General features: G+C 68.4%; 11 protein-coding genes. 2 read left to right on the top strand and 9 right to left on the bottom strand.

Features of this window, described 5'->3' with window-relative positions; all coding sequences use genetic code 11:
* The first annotated feature begins 2 nt into the window (after positions 1-2).
* Entirely contained in the window at positions 3-1,304 is a 1,302-nt protein-coding gene (locus ASD34_RS26175; RefSeq protein ID WP_056584325.1) for a PepSY-associated TM helix domain-containing protein, read from the top strand.
* Here the strand turns inward: ASD34_RS26175 and gshB are convergent.
* From gshB to ASD34_RS26130, 9 genes are all read right to left on the bottom strand, one after another.
* Complete coding sequence (gene gshB / locus ASD34_RS26170) at positions 1,267-2,220, bottom strand: glutathione synthase (protein ID WP_056584322.1); 954 nt, start codon at positions 2,218-2,220, stop codon at positions 1,267-1,269. The two genes, ASD34_RS26175 and gshB, sit on opposite strands and share 38 nt — an antisense overlap.
* Positions 2,220-3,506, bottom strand: a complete 1,287-nt coding sequence (locus ASD34_RS26165; protein ID WP_056584319.1) for a benzoate/H(+) symporter BenE family transporter — start codon at positions 3,504-3,506, stop codon at positions 2,220-2,222. The genes gshB and ASD34_RS26165 overlap by 1 nt, the downstream gene beginning before the upstream one ends.
* Positions 3,507-3,546: 40 nt before the next feature.
* A complete protein-coding gene (locus ASD34_RS26160; protein WP_056584719.1) occupies positions 3,547-5,415 on the bottom strand; it encodes a potassium transporter Kup in 1,869 nt (622 codons plus the stop codon).
* 155 nt (positions 5,416-5,570) lie between these two features.
* Positions 5,571-6,887, bottom strand: a complete 1,317-nt coding sequence (gene gshA / locus ASD34_RS26155) for a glutamate--cysteine ligase (protein ID WP_056584316.1) — start codon at positions 6,885-6,887, stop codon at positions 5,571-5,573.
* Positions 6,888-7,092: 205 nt separating this feature from the next.
* Positions 7,093-8,385, bottom strand: coding sequence for a glutamate-5-semialdehyde dehydrogenase (locus ASD34_RS26150; RefSeq protein WP_200937664.1), 1,293 nt, complete (start codon positions 8,383-8,385; stop codon positions 7,093-7,095).
* 62 nt (positions 8,386-8,447) lie between these two features.
* Positions 8,448-9,518 carry a DNA polymerase III subunit delta gene (holA, locus tag ASD34_RS26145; RefSeq protein WP_056584314.1) on the bottom strand — a complete coding sequence of 357 codons (1,071 nt, stop codon included), beginning with the start codon at positions 9,516-9,518 and terminating at the stop codon, positions 8,448-8,450.
* Between the two features lie 32 nt (positions 9,519-9,550).
* A complete protein-coding gene (gene lptE, locus ASD34_RS26140; protein ID WP_056584311.1) occupies positions 9,551-10,072 on the bottom strand; it encodes an LPS assembly lipoprotein LptE in 522 nt (173 codons plus the stop codon).
* Positions 10,073-10,107: 35 nt separating this feature from the next.
* Positions 10,108-12,738 carry a leucine--tRNA ligase gene (gene leuS / locus ASD34_RS26135; protein WP_056584308.1) on the bottom strand — a complete coding sequence of 877 codons (2,631 nt, stop codon included), beginning with the start codon at positions 12,736-12,738 and terminating at the stop codon, positions 10,108-10,110.
* Positions 12,739-12,821: 83 nt separating this feature from the next.
* A complete protein-coding gene (locus tag ASD34_RS26130) occupies positions 12,822-14,297 on the bottom strand; it encodes a flavin-containing monooxygenase (RefSeq protein WP_056584304.1) in 1,476 nt (491 codons plus the stop codon).
* Between the two features lie 130 nt (positions 14,298-14,427).
* On the opposite strand from ASD34_RS26130, the gene ASD34_RS26125 reads away from it, so the two are divergent.
* On the top strand, positions 14,428-16,086 hold the full coding sequence (locus tag ASD34_RS26125; protein WP_056584302.1) for an alpha-amylase family glycosyl hydrolase: 1,659 nt from the start codon (positions 14,428-14,430) through the stop codon (positions 16,084-16,086).
* Positions 16,087-16,088: the final 2 nt, after the last annotated feature.

Raw genomic sequence — 16,088 nt, 5'->3', positions numbered from 1 at the left:
CGATGCGCGCCGTTGCGACCGCCATTCACCGCTGGGCCGGCCTGGCGGTTGCGCTGTTTCTTGTCGTCTCGGGCCTGACCGGCGCCGTCATCTCGTGGGACCACGAGATCGACGGCTGGCTCAACCGCAAGCTCTACGACACGCCAAGCCGCGGCCCATTCAAGGACCCGTTCGACCTCGCCGCCGCGGTCGAGGCGCACGACCCGCGCGCGCGGGTCGCGTACATGCCGCTGGGTTTCGAGGAAGGCCACGCCGCCGGCTACTTCGTGCAGCCGCGCACCGACCCGGCCACCGGCAAGCCCTTCAGGCTGGGCTACAACCAGGTGTTCGTCGATCCGGTCACGGCCGAAGTGCGCGGCCGGCGCGACTCCACGGCCATCTCGCTCAAGCCCGAGACGCTGATGCCCTTCCTGCGCAAACTGCACTACATGCTGCACGTGCCGGCGATGTGGGGCACCGACCGCATCGGCTGGTGGATCATGGGCACGGTGGCGCTGGTGTGGCTGCTCGACAGCTTCGTCGCGCTCTACCTCACGATGCCGCGGCGCCTGCGCAAGGCGGTGCATCCGGCGCACCGGCCGGCGTCCGTGTGGTGGCAGCGCTGGAAGCCGTCGTGGACCGTGCGCTGGGCCGCCGGCGGCTACAAGCTCAACTTCGACCTGCACCGCGCGGGCGGGCTGTGGATCTGGGGGCTGATCATCGTCGTGGCCTTCACCTCGTTCTCGCTGAACCTCTACAAGGAGGTGTTCCACCCGATGCTCTCGCTGGTCTCCAAGACCACGCCGGGCCCGTCGGCGCTGGTGCCGCTCGCGCCGCTGGGCACGCGCATCGAGCCCACCATCGGCTTCCGCGAAATCGTGGCGCAGGCCGACGCCGAAGCGCGGCGCCGCGGCTGGACCACACCGCTGGGCGGCGCGTTCTACAACGCACGCGGCGGCTTCTACAACATCTCTTTCTTCGACCACGCCACGCACGACGACAGCGACGGCATGGGCCTGTCGAACCTCTACCTGGACGGGCGCGACGGCCACCTCATCGGCAGCAACCGGCCGTGGCACGGCACGGCGGCCGACGTGTTCGCGCAGCTGCAATTGCCGCTGCACGGCGGACGCATCCTGGGCATGCCGGGCCGCATCCTGATGTCGGCGCTGGGGCTGGTGGTGGCGATGCTGTCGATCACCGGCATCGTCATCTGGGCGCGCAAGCTGCGCTCACGGCGGCTGCAGGCGCGGCGCGAGCGCGAGGCCCGCACCGCGGCTTCGGGGCTCAGGCGGGCCGCAGCGTTTTCTCCAGCGCGTCGATGAACATCTTCGGCACGTCGAAACCGGTCTGCTCGGTGATTTCCTGAAAGCAGGTCGGGCTGGTCACGTTGATCTCGGTGACCGAGTCGCCGATCACGTCGAGGCCGATCAGCAACAGCCCGCGCGGCGCGAGCACCTTGCCGATGGCCTCGGCGATCTCGCGGTTGCGTGGCGTGAGCGGCTGGGCCACGCCCTTGCCACCGGCCGCGAGGTTGCCGCGCACCTCGGTGCCCTGCGGAATGCGCGCCAGCACGAAGGGCGCCGGCTCGCCCGCGATGATCAGGATGCGCTTGTCTCCCTGCGTCACCTCGGGCACGAAGCGCTGCACCATGATGGTTTCGGCGCCGTCCTTGTTGAGCGTCTCGACGATGGAGCCCAGGTTCAGCGCGTCTTGTTTCACGCGGAAGATGCCCATGCCGCCCATGCCGTCGAGCGGCTTGAGGATGATGTCGCCGTGCTCGGCATGGAAGTCGCGCACGGCCTGCGCGCTGCGCGTGACCAGCGTGGGCGTGACGAACTGCGGAAACTCCATGATTGCGAGCTTCTCGGGGTGGTCGCGCAGCGCGCGCGGCGAGTTGACCACCTGCGCGCCCTCGCGCTCGGCCTGCTGCAGCAGGTGCGTCGAGTAGATGTACTCGGCGTCGAAGGGCGGGTCCTTGCGCATGAGCACGGCATCGAAGTCTTTCAGCGCCTTCGACTCGACGATGTCGACGCGGTACCAGTCCTTGGCGTCGCCCGTGAGCGTGATCTGCTGCACCACGGCCGAGACGCGGCCGCCCGAGGTCCACTGGATGTCCTGCGGCAGGCAGGCCGCGATGCGATGCCCGCGGCGCTGGGCCTCGCGCATCATCGAGAAGGTCGTGTCCTTGTAGATCTTGAAGTGATCGAGCGGGTCGGCCACGAAGAGGATGTTTTTCATCAGGCGTTCTTTCCGGCGCCGGGAACGGCGGCTGTGGAGGGGGTTTCTGGCGGCATGTTGCCGGAAGCGGCGATGTCCTTGTCGGCCGGGGCCTTTTCAACGGGCACCTGTGCGCGGCGTGCGCGGCCGACCTGCTGCACCGCCAGCGCCAACGCGCCAGCCACCACGCCCCAGAAGGCGGAGCCGATGCCAGCCAGGGTGACGCCCGAAAGCGTGACCAGGAAGGTGATGAGTGCGGCCTCGCGGTGCGCCTCGTCGCGCACCGCGGCCGCGAGCCCGCCACCGATGGTGCCCAGCAGCGCCAGCCCGGCGATGGCCGCGACCAGCTCTTTCGGAAAGGCCGTCAGCAGGCCCGTGACGGCCGCGCCGAACAGGCCGATCACCACATAGAGGGCGCCGCAACTCACGGCCGCCGTGTAGCGCCGCGCCGGGTCTTCGTGCGCCTCGCGGCCCATGCACATGGCAGCCGTGATGGCGCTCAGGTTCAGCGCGAAGGCGCCGAAGGGCGCAAGCACCAGCGTGGCAACGCCGCTGATGGTGATGAGCTTGCTCACCGGCAGGTCGCTGTAGCCGCTGGCGCGGATCGCCGCCACGCCGGGCAGGTTCTGCGAGGCCATGGTCACGACGAACAGTGGCAGCGCCAGGCTCACGATGGCCTGCCAGGTGAAGACCGGCGCCGTGAACACCGGCCAGGTGAGAGAGAAGTGCACAGCCGACCATGCCAGCTCGCCGCGCGCGGCCGTAAAGGCGATGGCCACCAGCAGCGTGAGCGGCACCGCGTAGCGCGGCAGCAGGCGCTTGCCCACGAGGTAGGTGCCCAGCATCAGCAGCACCAGCGGCAAGGCGGTCTGCGCCGCCGTGAAGGCCGACATGCCGAAGCGCGCAAGCACGCCGGCCAGCAGCGCCGACGCGATGGCCATCGGGATCTTGTTCATCACGCGCTCGAACCAGCCGGTGGCGCCCGCGAGCACGATCAGCACCGCGCAGACGATGAAGGCGCCCACCGCCTCGCCCATGCCGTAGCCCGCACCGGCCACGGCCAGCACGGCCGCACCGGGCGTGCTCCAGGCAATCATGACGGGCTTGCGCCACCACAGCGAGGGCAGCGCCGACGCCAGCCCCATGCCGATGCCCAGCGCCCACATCCACGAGGCCGCCATCTCGGGCGTGGCGCCGAAGGCCTGGGCGGCCTGGAACACGATGGCCACCGAACTCGTGAAACCCACGAGCACGGCGACGAAGCCTGCCGTGAAGGCTGAAAGGCTCAGGTCCTTGAAGAATCGCATGCCGGGATTCTGCCGGGGCACGCGGCGGGCGCCGCGGCCCTCAGATCTCGATCTTCGAACCCAGCTCGACGACCGCATTGTTCGGCAGGCCGAGGAAGGCCGCCGCGCCGCTCGCGTTGTGGTGCATCTGCGCGAACAGCTTCTCGCGCCAGGGCGCCATGCCGCTGCCCAGCGTGGGAATCACGACGTCGCGCGAGAGGAAGTAGCTGGTCGTCATCGGCTCGAGCTGGCAGCCGCGCATGCGCGCGTTGTCGAGCGCGCGCGGCAGGTCGATGTCGTTCTTGAAGCCGTAGTGCACGATGACCTGCCAGCAGTGGTTGCCCAGCGACTCGATCTCGATGCGCTTGTCCATCGGAATCCAGGGCACCTCGTGGTTGCGCACGGTGACGAACATGTTCTGCTCGTGCAGCACCTTGTTGTGCTTGAGGTTGTGCAGCAGCGCGTTGGGCACCACGCCCGGCTCGGCCGTGAGGAACACGGCCGTGCCGTCCACGCGCGCGGGCGGGCTCATGAACACCGAGCCCAGGAACGACTTCAGGTCGATCGCGTCGGCGTGCTGCGCCTCGCCCATGAGGCGGCGGCCTTCCTTCCAGGTGACCATCAGCGTGAACACGGCGCCGCCGATCAGCAGCGGGAACCAGCCGCCCTCGAACAGCTTGAGCAGGTTCGAGGCGAAGAACAGGAAATCGACGACGAAGAAGATCGCGGTCGAGGCGATGCACAGCGCCAGCGGCAGCTTCCACGCGTAGCGAATCACGAAGAAGGTGAGGATCGTGGTGATCAGCATGTCGGTGGTCACGGCAATGCCGTAGGCCGCGGCCAGGCTGCTCGAGGTGCGGAACATCACGACCGCCATCACGATCGCGACGAACAGGCCCCAATTGACCAGCGGAATGTAGATCTGACCCGCGGTGCGCACACTGGTGTGTTCGATGTTCAGGCGTGGCAGGTAGCCCAGCTGGATCACCTGGCGCGTGACGCTGAAGGCGCCGGTGATGAGCGCCTGCGAGGCGATCACCGTGGACAGCGTGGCGAGCAGCACCAGCGGAATGAGGGCCCATTCGGGCGCCATCATGAAGAACGGGTTCTTCACGGCCTCGGGGTTCTCCAGCAGCAGCGCGCCCTGGCCCAGGTAGTTGAGCGTGAGCGCCGGCATGACAACCGAGAACCACGCGATGCGGATCGGCTTCTTGCCGAAGTGGCCCAGGTCGGCGTACAGCGCCTCGGCGCCGGTCACGCACAGCACCATGGCGCCCAGCAGGATGAAGCTGGTGCCCGGGTTGTCCCAGATGAACTTCAGGGCGAACCAGGGGCTCAGCGCCTTGATGATCTCGGGGTGGTGCGCGATCTGCCACACGCCCAGCACGGCGATGGCCGCGAACCACGCCAGCGTGACCGGGCCGAAGAACTTGCCGATGCCTGCGGTGCCGCGCTTTTGGACCGCGAACAGGCAGAACAGCACGACCAGCGTGATCGGGATCACGTAGTGCTTGAAGTGCGGCGACACCACCTCCAGGCCCTCGACCGCCGACAGCACCGAGATGGCCGGCGTGATCACGCCGTCGCCGTAGAACAGCGAAGTGCCGAAGATGCCGACGATCAGCAGCAGCTGGCGCAGCCTGGGCTTGTCGGCCACGGCCTGGGAGGCCAGCGCGAGCATCGCGACCAGGCCGCCCTCGCCTTCGTTGTCGGCGCGCAGCACGAGCACGACGTACTTGATCGACACGATGACCGTGAGGGTCCAGAAGAACATCGACAGGATGCCGTAGACGTTCTCCACGGTGAACGGCACATGGCCGTGACCGAAGACTTCCTTGACCGCATAGAGAACGCTGGTGCCGATGTCGCCATAGACGACGCCAATGGCGCCGACGATGAGGCCGGCAGAGATGTTTTTGGGGGCTGACACGAGGTCGATGGGAAAAGGGCGGCTCGCAGTGATCGACGCGTCAGTCACGCTGGGATGCCGCGGCCGTGCCGCGCATCCCTCCGCCCTTTGGGTTCCTTTGCTGTGGGGCTGCTATTTTGCCGCCGCCCGCCCGCGCCGCAACCCGGCTTGGCCGCTCATTCGTAGATTTCGGCGTCCGGATCGGTGGCTTCCATCTCGTAGCTGGCCGCGACCATCGCCAAACGGCCCACCACGCCATACATGTAAAAACGGTTGGGGGCGCTGGCACCGGGCTTGGCGCCCGGCTGCGGCAGTTGCGCGCTTTCCGAGAAAGCCAGGGGCACGTAGCTGGCGCCCGGCTGCTTGAGGTTCTCGTCGGCGGCGCGCTCGGCGTGCACGCGGTAGAAGCCGCCCACCACGTAGCGGTCCATCATGTAGACCACTGGTTCGGCCACGCCGTTGTGCACGCGCTCGTTGGTGAGCACGCCTTCCTGCACGATCAACTCGGTGGGCTCGCGCAGGTCGCGCCCGGCGCTGGTCTTGCTGGGCGATGAGGTGGCGGTGCGCGACTTGCCGATGAGCGCCTCGACCTCCTTGGCGTCGCGCACAGTCACGACGCCGGGGCTGCCGCTGCCGCTGTGGCCGCCCTTGACGACCACGAAGGGCTTCTCGTTGATGCCGTATTCCTTGTACTTGCGGCGCACCTTGGTGAGCACCGCGTCGACATGGCTGGTGAGCACGTCGATGCCTCGGCCTTCGGCCACATCGACGCCTTCGGCGCGCGCGTAGATCGGGTTGATGAGCCAGGGATCGATGCCCAGCAGCTTGCCGAAGCGCTTGCACAGCTCTTCGTAGCTGTGCAGGTGGTTGCTCTTGCGGCGCACCGACCAGCCCGCGTGCAGCGGCGGCAGCAGGTACTGCTCGTGCAGGTCTTCGAGGATGCCGGGTGTTCCCGCAGAAAGCTCGTTGTTGAGCAAAATTGTGCAGGGATCGAAGTTCTTCAGGCCCAGTCGGCGCTTGGAACGCACCACCGGTTCGAGCGTCACGGTCTCGCCGTTGGGCAGCTCGATCTTCTTGGGCGACTTGATGGCCGGGTCGATCGACCCGATGCGCACATTGAGGCCCGCCATATGGAAGATGCGCACGAGTTGCGCGACGTTGGCGAGATAAAAGGTGTTTTTCGAGTGATTTTCAGGAATGACGAGCAGGTTGCGGGCTTCCGGACAGATCTTCTCGATGGCTGCCTGCGCGGCCTGCACCGCCAGCGGCAGCATTTCCTTGGTGAGGTTGTTCCAGCCACCGGGAAACAGGTTGGTGTCGACCGGCGCAAGCTTGAAGCCAGCGTTGCGGATGTCGACAGCGCTGTAGAACGGCGGCGTGTGCTCCATCCACTCGAGGCGGAACCAGCGCTCGATGGCGGGCATCGAGTCGAGCACCCGCTGCTCCAGTTCGTTGATCGGGCCGGTCAGGGCGGTGACGAGATGCGGAACCATGCGGCGGCCTTCTTGGACTTGTACGGGAAAAGCTGAGCGGGATTGTAGGATTTGGGGCTGCCCGCGCGGATGACAAGCGGAAACACTGCGATTCCTTCAACGGCCCCTGCTTTCACCCACCGTCCTGTAGGACTTGCCTGCTTTCGCCCTCTGCAAAGCGACAAGGCCAATGGCGCGGCACCCGCCTCGGTGCCGCCGGCATCCGTCAGCTGCGAGTTTCGCCCTGCCCGAGCACTACGTACTTGAGCGAGGTCAGGCCTTCGATGCCGACCGGGCCGCGCGCGTGGAACTTGTCGGTGCTGATGCCGATTTCGGCGCCCAGGCCGTACTCGAAACCGTCTGCGAAGCGCGTGCTCGCATTCACCATCACGCTGGCCGAATCGACTTCGCGCAGGAAGCGCTGGGCGTTGATGTGGTCGCGCGTGACGATGGCGTCGGTGTGGTGGCTCGAGTAGCGGTTGATGTGCGCAATGGCCTCGTCCAGCCCCGCCACCACCTTGATGCTGATGACGGCGGCCAGGTACTCCTCGGACCAGTCGGACTCGACCGCATCGATCACCTTCGCCTGCGGATGGTGCGCCTCGCTGGCGCGCAGGATCGCGGCGGCGGCCGGGTCGCAGCGCATCTCGACGCCCTTGGCGGCGAAGACGGCGGCGATTTCGGGCAGGAAGTGGTCGGCCACCGAGGTCGCCACCAGCAGGCCTTCGGCGGCGTTGCAGGGGCTGTACTTCTGGGTCTTGGCGTTGTCGACGATGCGCAGCGCCATGTCGAACTCGGCCGTGTCGTCCACGTAGACGTGGCAGTTGCCGTCCAGGTGCTTGATGACCGGCACCTTGGCGTCGCGGCTGATGCGCTCGATCAGGCCCTTGCCGCCGCGCGGAATGATCACGTCGACGAAGTCGGGCATGGCGATGAGTTGGCCCACGGCCTCGCGGTCGGTGGTCTGCACCAGTTGCACCGCATCGACCGGCAGCCCGGCTTCGGCCAGCGCCTCGGACACCAGCAGCGCCAGCGCCTTGTTCGAGTCGATGGCTTCCGAGCCGCCGCGCAGGATGGCCGCGTTGCCGCTCTTGATCGCCAGGCTCGCGGCCTCGATGGTCACGTTGGGGCGGCTCTCGTAGATCATGCCGAAGACACCGATCGGCACGCGCATCTGGCCCACGCGGATGCCACTGGGCTGCTGCTTCATGCCGATGATCTCGCCGATCACGTCGGCCATGCCGGCCAGCTGCTCACAGCCCTCGGCCACGGTCTCCAGGACCTTGGGCGTGAGCTTGAGCCGGTCGACCATCGGGGCCGACAGGCCCGCGGCGGTGGCGCGCTCCAGGTCCTTTTGATTGGCGATGGCCAGCGCGGGGCCGGCTTCGCGCAGGCGCCGGGCCAGCGCTTTCAGCGCTCTGTTTTTGGTAGCTGCATCCGCACGGGCCATGAGGAATGCAGCCGCTTTGGCTTGCAGACCGAGGGTCTGCATGTGCTCGCTGACGTTGAACGCGTTCATAGCCGCGCATTTTCCCACGCGGACCTTCGGCCCGGCTGACACGGGGGCCTTTTGATGGCGCGTCAGGCCCGGCGCGGCGCCGCGGCCGTGCTGCAGGCGCGGCACAACATCAGCGCCAGCCGCTGCAGCGCCTGCCAACCGCTGGCGGGCCAGTCGGGCTGCTTCAGGCCCTTGCAAATGCCGTCGACCAGATGGGCCGCGCGCAACAGCCGGGTCAACATGCGGTCGTCCAGGCGCGGCAGCACGCGTTCGAAGGCGCGCTCGCGCGGGCCCCAGATGCGGTTCTCGCGCAGCGCCATCGGCAGCGGGCGGCCGGCGGCCATGGCGTCCTTCACGCGCTTGAGGGCGCGGATATCCTCGGCGATCGTGTAGTGCACCAGCACCTCGGCCTCGCCCTCGGCCTGCAGGCCGTCGAGCATGCGCGCCACGCGCTGCGGGTTGCCGGCCAGCACGGCCTCGGAGAGCTTGAACACGTCGTAGCGCGCCACGTTGTTGACGGCGCCCTCGACCTGCTCCCAGCTCAGCTCGCCGGCCGGATGCAGCAGCGCGAGCTTCTGGATTTCCTGGTGCGCGGCGAGCAGGTTGCCTTCGACGCGGTCGGCAAAGAACTGCAGCGTGCGCTGGCCTTCGTCGCCGGGCATCACGCGCTGGCCCTGCAGCCCCAGGCGCTGGGCGATCCATTGCGGCAGCGCGGCGCGCTCGATCGGGTCGACCTGGATGCTCACGCCGTTGTTCTCCAGCGCCGAAAACCACGCGCCGGTGCGCGTGGCCTTGTCCAGGCGCGGCAGCATCACCAGCGTGAGCGTGCTGTCGTTGCCCGGCGCCGCTTCGGCCAGCTGCTGCAGGGCGACGCTGCCGTCCTTGCCGGGCTTGCCCGAGGGAATGCGGATCTCGACGATCTGCTTGTCGGCGAACAGCGAGAGCGAGCCCCCCGCCGCCAGCACCGCGCTCCAGTCGAAGTGCGCGCCGGCCACGGTGTACGAGCTGCGCTCGGTGTGGCCCTGGGCGCGAGCGGCGGCGCGGATGGCATCGGCCGCCTCCTGCGCGAGCAGCGGCTCGTCGCCGTGGATCGTGTAAAGCGGCTTCAGGCCCTTTTGCAGGTGGGCGCCGAGCTGGGCACTGGCAAGTTGCATGGAATGAACGGAATCGCGACCGGAGGCGTCGCCTACAGCGACTGCACCGCCGCCAGCCGGCGCATCAACTGCTGCGCGATGTCGGCCTGCATGTCGCGAAACAGCAGCTCGGCCTCGCCTTCCTTGGCCAGCGCGTTGGTTTCGTTGAAGCTCAGGTCGCGCGTCTGCGAGACCTCCGACGCGGGCAGCAATTCCTTGCCGCCCGGCGTGCGCAGGCTGAAGCGCACGCGCAGGCGCAGCTGCAGCTCGCGCAGCAGGCCGGCGGAGTTGGTGGAGATCACGAAGCGGTCGCGGTCCTCCCCCAGCACAACGAGCACGGCGTCGGCGGTGCTGGCCTCTTCCTTGGGCACCAGCCGCACATTGCCGGCCGCACGCAGCTCGCGCCGCAGCTGGTTGATGAGCGCCGTATTGCCGTCGAGCGACAGCGTCTTGAACGCGAAATTCGGCGCCTTGCGCAGCGCGAAGCCGCAGCCGGACAGGGCCAGCGAAGCGCCTGCCACGCCGAGGCCCAGGAGAAAGCCGCGGCGCGGCTGCGAGGCATTGCGAATGTTCATGCGTCTGTCGTTTCCGTCGTTGTGCAGAGACTTGGTCAGATGACCACGTTGACCAGGCGCCCGGGCACCACGATCACGCGCTTGGGCGGCGCGCCTTCGGCGAAGTTGACGAAGTCGTCGCAGGCCAGCGCCAGCCGCTCGATCTCGTCTTTCGAGGCACCGGCGGGCACCAGCAGCTTGCCGCGCAGCTTGCCGTTGACCTGCAGCATGAGCTCGACCTCGTCCTGCGCCAGCGCTGCCACGTCGACCACGGGCCAGGGCGCGTCGAGCAGGTCGCCGAGCGCCTTGTCGTAGCCGAGCTGCTGCCAGAGCTGGTGCGCGATGTGCGGCGTGGCCGGGTACAGGCAGCGCAGCAGGATGCCGAAGCCTTCGCGCGCGGCGGCCGCGTCGCCCGCGCTGCCGTCGGGCTTGAAGCCTTCGAGCGCGTTGAGCAGCTTCATCGTGCCCGACACCACCGTGTTGTATTGCATGCGCTGGTAGTCGTAGTCGATCTGGCGCAGCACGGTGTGCACCTCGCGGCGCAGCGCCTGGGCCGGCTTGCCGAAGCTCTGCCCGGCGATCGCCACCGGCGCCACGTCGGCCTGGGCCACGCCGTAGTTCCACACGCGGCGCAGGAAGCGGTAGCTGCCTTCGACGGCTGCATCGTTCCACTCGAGCGTGGCTTCGGGCGGCGCGGTGAACATGGTGTACAGGCGCGCGGTGTCGGCGCCGTACTTCTCGATGAGGTCCTGCGGGTCGACGCCGTTGCGCTCACTCTTGCCCATCTTGCCGACGCCGCCGTATTCGACCTTCGTTCCGTCGGCCAGCGTGCCGCCGGTGATGCGGCCCTGCGCGTCGAGCACCGCCGTGACTTCGAGCGGCGGGAAGTAGTCCTTGCCGCCCTTCTCGTTGCGCTTGTAGAAGATGTGGTTGAGCACCATGCCCTGCGTGAGCAGCTTGGCGAAGGGCTCGTCGGCCTTCACGAGGCCCAGGTCGCGCATGACCTTGGTCCAGAAGCGCGCGTACAGCAGGTGCAGGATCGCGTGCTCGATGCCGCCGATGTACTGGTCCATCGGCATCCAGTAGTCGGCGCCCTCGGCGACCATGGCCTGGTCGTTCTTGGGGTCGCAGTAGCGCATGAAGTACCACGACGAATCGACGAAGGTGTCCATCGTGTCGGTCTCGCGCCGCGCGGCCTTGCCGCACACCGGACACACCACGCCGGCGTGGAAGCCCTCGTGCTTGGCCAGCGGGTTGCCCGAGCCGTCGGGCACGCAGTCGGTCGGCAGCACCACGGGCAGGTCCTTTTCGGGGACCGGCACCGCGCCGTGCTCTTCGCAATGGATGATCGGGATTGGCGTGCCCCAGTAGCGCTGGCGGCTCACGCCCCAGTCGCGCAGGCGCCAGGTGGTCTGCAGCTCGCCCAGGCCCTTCTGGCCCAGCGCATGGGCCACGGCGGCCACGGCCTCCTTGTACGACATGCCGCTGAAGTTGTCGGAGTTGATGGTCACGCCGCGCTGCTTGTCGCCGTACCAGTCCTGCCACTTGTGATAGTCGAAGTGCGGCTCGTCGTCGACCAGCACGACCTGGATGATCTCGATGCCGTACTTGTTGGCGAAGGCGAAGTCGCGCTCGTCGTGCGCGGGCACGCCCATCACGGCGCCGTCGCCGTAGTTGATGAGCACGTAGTTGCCGACCCACACCGGCACCTGTTCGTCGGTGATCGGGTGCTTGACCGTCAGGCCCGTGGGCACGCCCTTCTTCTCTTGCGTGGCGAGCTCGGCCTCGGTGGTGCCGCCGTTCTTGCATTCCTCGATGAAGGCCGCGACCTTTGGGTCGAGCGTGGCGGCGTGCGCGGCGAGCGGGTGCTCGGGCGCCACGGCGCAGAAGGTGACGCCCATGATGGTGTCGGCACGCGTGGTGAACACGTACATGCGGCCGTCCTGGATCAGCTTGCCGTCGGCGCCCTGGATGTCATGCGTGAAGGCGAAGCGCACGCCTTCGCTCTTGCCGATCCAGTTTTCCTGCATGAGCTTGACGCGCTCGGGCCAGCCCGGCAGCTCGTGCTGGGTGTGCTCGAGCAGCTCTTCGGCGTAGTCGCTGATCTTCAGGTAGTAGCCGGGAATTTCACGGCGCTCGACGGTGGCGCCGGTGCGCCAGCCCTTGCCGTCGATCACCTGCTCGTTGGCCAGCACGGTCTGGTCGACCGGGTCCCAGTTCACGACCTGGGTCTTGCGGTAGGCAATGCCCTTTTCGAGCATCTTCAGGAACAGCCACTGGTTCCACTTGTAGTAGCTCGGATCGCAGGTGGCGATCTCGCGGCTCCAGTCGATGGCCAGGCCCATGGCCTGGAGCTGGCCGCGCATGTAGTCGATGTTCTCGTACGTCCACTTGGCCGGCGGCACGCCGTTCTTCAGCGCCGCGTTCTCGGCCGGCAGGCCGAAGGCGTCCCAGCCCATGGGCATCAGCACGTTGTAGCCGCTCATGCGCAGGTAGCGCGTGAGCATGTCGTTGATCGTGTAGTTGCGCACGTGGCCCATGTGCAGCTTGCCGCTGGGGTACGGCAGCATCGAACAGGCGTAGTACTTCTTGCGACCCGTGTCCTCGGTGACACGGTAGACATCGGCGGCGCGCCATTGCGCCTGGGCAGCGGACTCGACGTCGCTGGGTTTGTAGCTGGGGTTCATGACATCTCGGCAGGGCCCGGCTCGACGGCGGCCGGGAAGGCGGATTATCGCCGCGCGTGATCGCCCCCGGCCGTGTGCCGGAATCAGGCCCTTTCCTGCGGCGGCGGGGCGGGCGTCCACTCGTCGCCCCACAGTTCCGGCTCGCTGTAGGCCTCCAGATTCGCCCAGTGGTGGGCCGCATCTTCCCGGTAGAAAAGGCTGGCGAGCCCCGCTGCCAGGCGCCGCGCGCCGTCGCTGATGGCTGGAATGTCGCCCGACACCGTCCCGTGCGACAGCGCCGCCGGGTAGCAGAAGCAGTGGATGCGATCCAGCCCCGGGCAGGCGCCGGGCGCGTTTTCCTGGAATTCGAAGGCCGGCCCGAGGTCGGGCGAATCGGCCAGCTCGCGGTCCTCGTCGCCGGGCGCGGGCGTGAAACGGTCTTTCCAGGTACGGATGTGCGCGGCAATGCCCGCGAATTCGGGCCGGGCGGCCCAGTCGACCTGGAAACCGGTCGACACGATCAGGAAGTCGAACTCGAAGTCGCCCTTGGGCGTGGTCACGCGCAACCCCTCGCCCTGCGGCGCCACGGCCAGGACGGGGCAGCCGAAATTGAAGAAGGCATTGGCGTGCCGCGACACCCGCAGCGTGCTGCCGTGCGGCGGCGGCACGTTCAGCACGTTGATGTAGTGGCGGATGCGCCACTTCAGTTCGTCGGGCAGGTCGTAGTGCCCCTGCGTGAGCCCCGGCACGCCGGCGCCCTTGCCCTTGTTGACGCGCGGCAGGTCGGGCCGACGGATCAGCAGCTCGACGCTGTGCGCGCCGGCCTCGAGCGCGGTGGCGGCGCTGTCCATGGCCGAGGAGCCCGCGCCGACCACGCCCACACGCAGGCCTTTCAGGCGGCCGTAGTCCATTTCGTCGGAGGAATGCGCCCACTTGGCGCGCGGCAGGCCGTCCACGAACGCCGGCACGGCCGGGCCGCCCAGGCCGTCACGGCCGGTGGCCAGCACGACGCGGCGCGCCAGCACACGGCGCACGCCCTCGGGCGTGCGCAGGTCCAGGCGCACGGCGCTGGCGTCGCGCAACGGTTGCAGGCCAGTCACAGCGGTGTCGTTGCGCACGTCCACGCCCATCACGCGGCGGTACCAGACCAGGTAGTCCATCCACTGCAGGCGTGGGATCTTGTCCATCGCGGCCCAGGCCTCGGTGCCGAACTGGGCCTCGAACCACGCGCGGAAAGTCAGCGAGGGCAGCCCCAGCGCGGGGCCCGTGAGTTCCTTGGGCGAGCGCAGGGTTTCCATGCGCGCGGTGGTGGCCCAGGGGCCTTCGCGCCCGGCCGGCGCGCGGTCGAAGACCACCGCGCGGATGCCCTGCTGCGCCAGCGCGCCTGCCGCGGCCAGCCCGGCCTGGCCGCCACCAATGATGGCCACGTCGAGCACGGGCTCGCCGCCGATCTGGCGCGGCGGCACCCAGGCGCGAGCGGGCCAGCCGAGGTAGTCGAGGTCCCGGGCCAGCCGGCGTTCGAGCGCGGCGAGGCCGATGGGTGGGGCAGAGGAGGAGAAAGCGGTGTCGTCGGTGGTCATCGGTCGGGGGTCGGGGCGGCAGCGCCCCGCCCTGCTGAATTTACCCACTTCCGCGCGGCGCCCGCCTGCCACAGCGTACCGCTGGCCCGGATTTCGCATGCCACAATGAATTTCGACCACAGGGGCAGGCATGAGCGGCAGCAACGGCGAATGGTGGCGGGGCGCAGTGATCTACCAGATCTACCCGCGCAGCTTCATGGACAGCAACGGCGACGGCGTGGGCGACCTGCCCGGCATCACGTCGAAGCTCGACCACGTCGCCAGCCTCGGCGTCGACGCGGTCTGGGTCTCGCCCTTCTTCCGCTCCCCCATGAAAGACTTCGGCTACGACGTGGCCGACTACCGCGCGGTCGATCCGCTGTTCGGCACGCTGGCCGACTTCGACGCGATGCGCGCACGCATGCATGCGCTGGGCCTGAAGCTCATCATCGACCAGGTGCTCTCGCACACCTCCGACCAGCACGCGTGGTTCGCCGAAAGCCGCAGCTCGCGCGACAACCCGAAGGCCGACTGGTACGTCTGGGCCGACCCGAAGCCTGACGGCACGCCGCCCACCAACTGGCTCTCGGTCTTCGGCGGCCCGGCCTGGCAGTGGGACTCGCGCCGGCGACAGTACTACCTGCACAGCTTCCTGGCCGAGCAGCCCGATCTCAACTTCCATTGCGCCGAAGTCCAGGACGCCCTGCTCGGCGAGGTGCGCTTCTGGTGCGAACGCGGCGTGGACGGCTTCCGTTTCGACGCCTGCAACCACCAGTTCCACGACGCGCTGCTGCGCGACAACCCGCCGGCCACGACCGCGTCGATCGACGAGGTCAGCACCGTGCGCCCCGACAACCCCTACGCGATGCAGCAGCACCTGTACGACAAGAGCCAGCAGGAGAACCTCGTGTTCCTCGAGCGCCTGCGCCAGCTGCTCGACGGCTACGGCGCGGTCGCGCTCGGCGAGGTCGGCGACGAGAACGCACCGCCCGTCATGGCGCAGTACACCGAACTCGGCAAGCGCCTGCACCTGGCCTACAGCTTCAGCCTGCTGACCGCCGACCACAGCCCGACGCATTTGCGCCACCAGATCGAGACGCTCGACGCCGCGCTCGCGCCCACGGGCGGCTGGGGCTGCTGGGCGGTGTCGAACCACGACGTGCCGCGCGTCGCCACGCGCTGGAGCGACGGCGCCGCGCCCGACACCCGCCGCGACCGGCTCTGGCTCGCGCTGCTGCTCGCGCTGCGCGGCAGCGCCAGCCTCTACCAGGGCGAAGAACTGGGCCTGCCCGAGGCCGACGTGCCCTTCGAACTGCTGCAAGACCCCTACGGCCGCGCCTTCTGGCCCGAGTTCAAGGGGCGCGACGGCTGCCGCACGCCGATGCCCTGGACCACCGACGCACCCAACGCCGGCTTCAGCAGCGGCACGCCCTGGCTGCCGGTGGACGGCGCCCACCTGCCGCTGGCCGTCGCGCAGCAGGAGCGCGACCCCGGCTCGATGCTCACCTTCAGCCGCGCGCTGCTGCACTGGCGGCGCACGCAGCCGCTGCTGCGCACGGGCGCGCTGGCGTTTGTCGACGTGCCCGAGCCGCTGCTGCACCTCGTGCGAAGCGATGGCGATGCGGTGCTGCATGCGATCTTCAATACAGGCATCGAACCTGTCTCAGTTCCCTTGCCCGAGCCGCTGGTGCCGCTGGCCGGCCACCCCCTCACGCCGACCGCAACGATCACCGCCGATCCAAAGCCCCTGCTGACGTTGGCGCCTTATGGCGTGTTCTTCGGCACGCCTGCCGAAGCAGGAGGACGCTGAAC

It is taken from the genome of Variovorax sp. Root473 (genome assembly GCF_001426505.1).
GTDB lineage: Bacteria > Pseudomonadota > Gammaproteobacteria > Burkholderiales > Burkholderiaceae_C > Variovorax.
The sequence above is the reverse complement of the archived record's forward strand: the minus strand, read 5'-3'. Positions and strand labels throughout refer to the sequence as shown.

Bases quoted from the DNA above. Each gene is read 5' to 3' on its own strand.
- ASD34_RS26175 (WP_056584325.1), top strand. From the start codon at position 3: ATGCGCGCCGTTGCGACCGCCATTCACCGCTGGGCCGGCCTGGCGGTT.
- gshB (WP_056584322.1), bottom strand. From the start codon at position 2,220: ATGAAAAACATCCTCTTCGTGGCCGACCCGCTCGATCACTTCAAGATC.
- ASD34_RS26165 (WP_056584319.1), bottom strand. From the start codon at position 3,506: ATGCGATTCTTCAAGGACCTGAGCCTTTCAGCCTTCACGGCAGGCTTC.
- gshA (WP_056584316.1), bottom strand. From the start codon at position 6,887: ATGGTTCCGCATCTCGTCACCGCCCTGACCGGCCCGATCAACGAACTG.
- ASD34_RS26150 (WP_200937664.1), bottom strand. From the start codon at position 8,385: ATGAACGCGTTCAACGTCAGCGAGCACATGCAGACCCTCGGTCTGCAA.
- holA (WP_056584314.1), bottom strand. From the start codon at position 9,518: ATGCAACTTGCCAGTGCCCAGCTCGGCGCCCACCTGCAAAAGGGCCTG.
- lptE (WP_056584311.1), bottom strand. From the start codon at position 10,072: ATGAACATTCGCAATGCCTCGCAGCCGCGCCGCGGCTTTCTCCTGGGC.
- leuS (WP_056584308.1), bottom strand. From the start codon at position 12,738: ATGAACCCCAGCTACAAACCCAGCGACGTCGAGTCCGCTGCCCAGGCG.
- ASD34_RS26130 (WP_056584304.1), bottom strand. From the start codon at position 14,297: ATGACCACCGACGACACCGCTTTCTCCTCCTCTGCCCCACCCATCGGC.
- ASD34_RS26125 (WP_056584302.1), top strand. From the start codon at position 14,428: ATGAGCGGCAGCAACGGCGAATGGTGGCGGGGCGCAGTGATCTACCAG.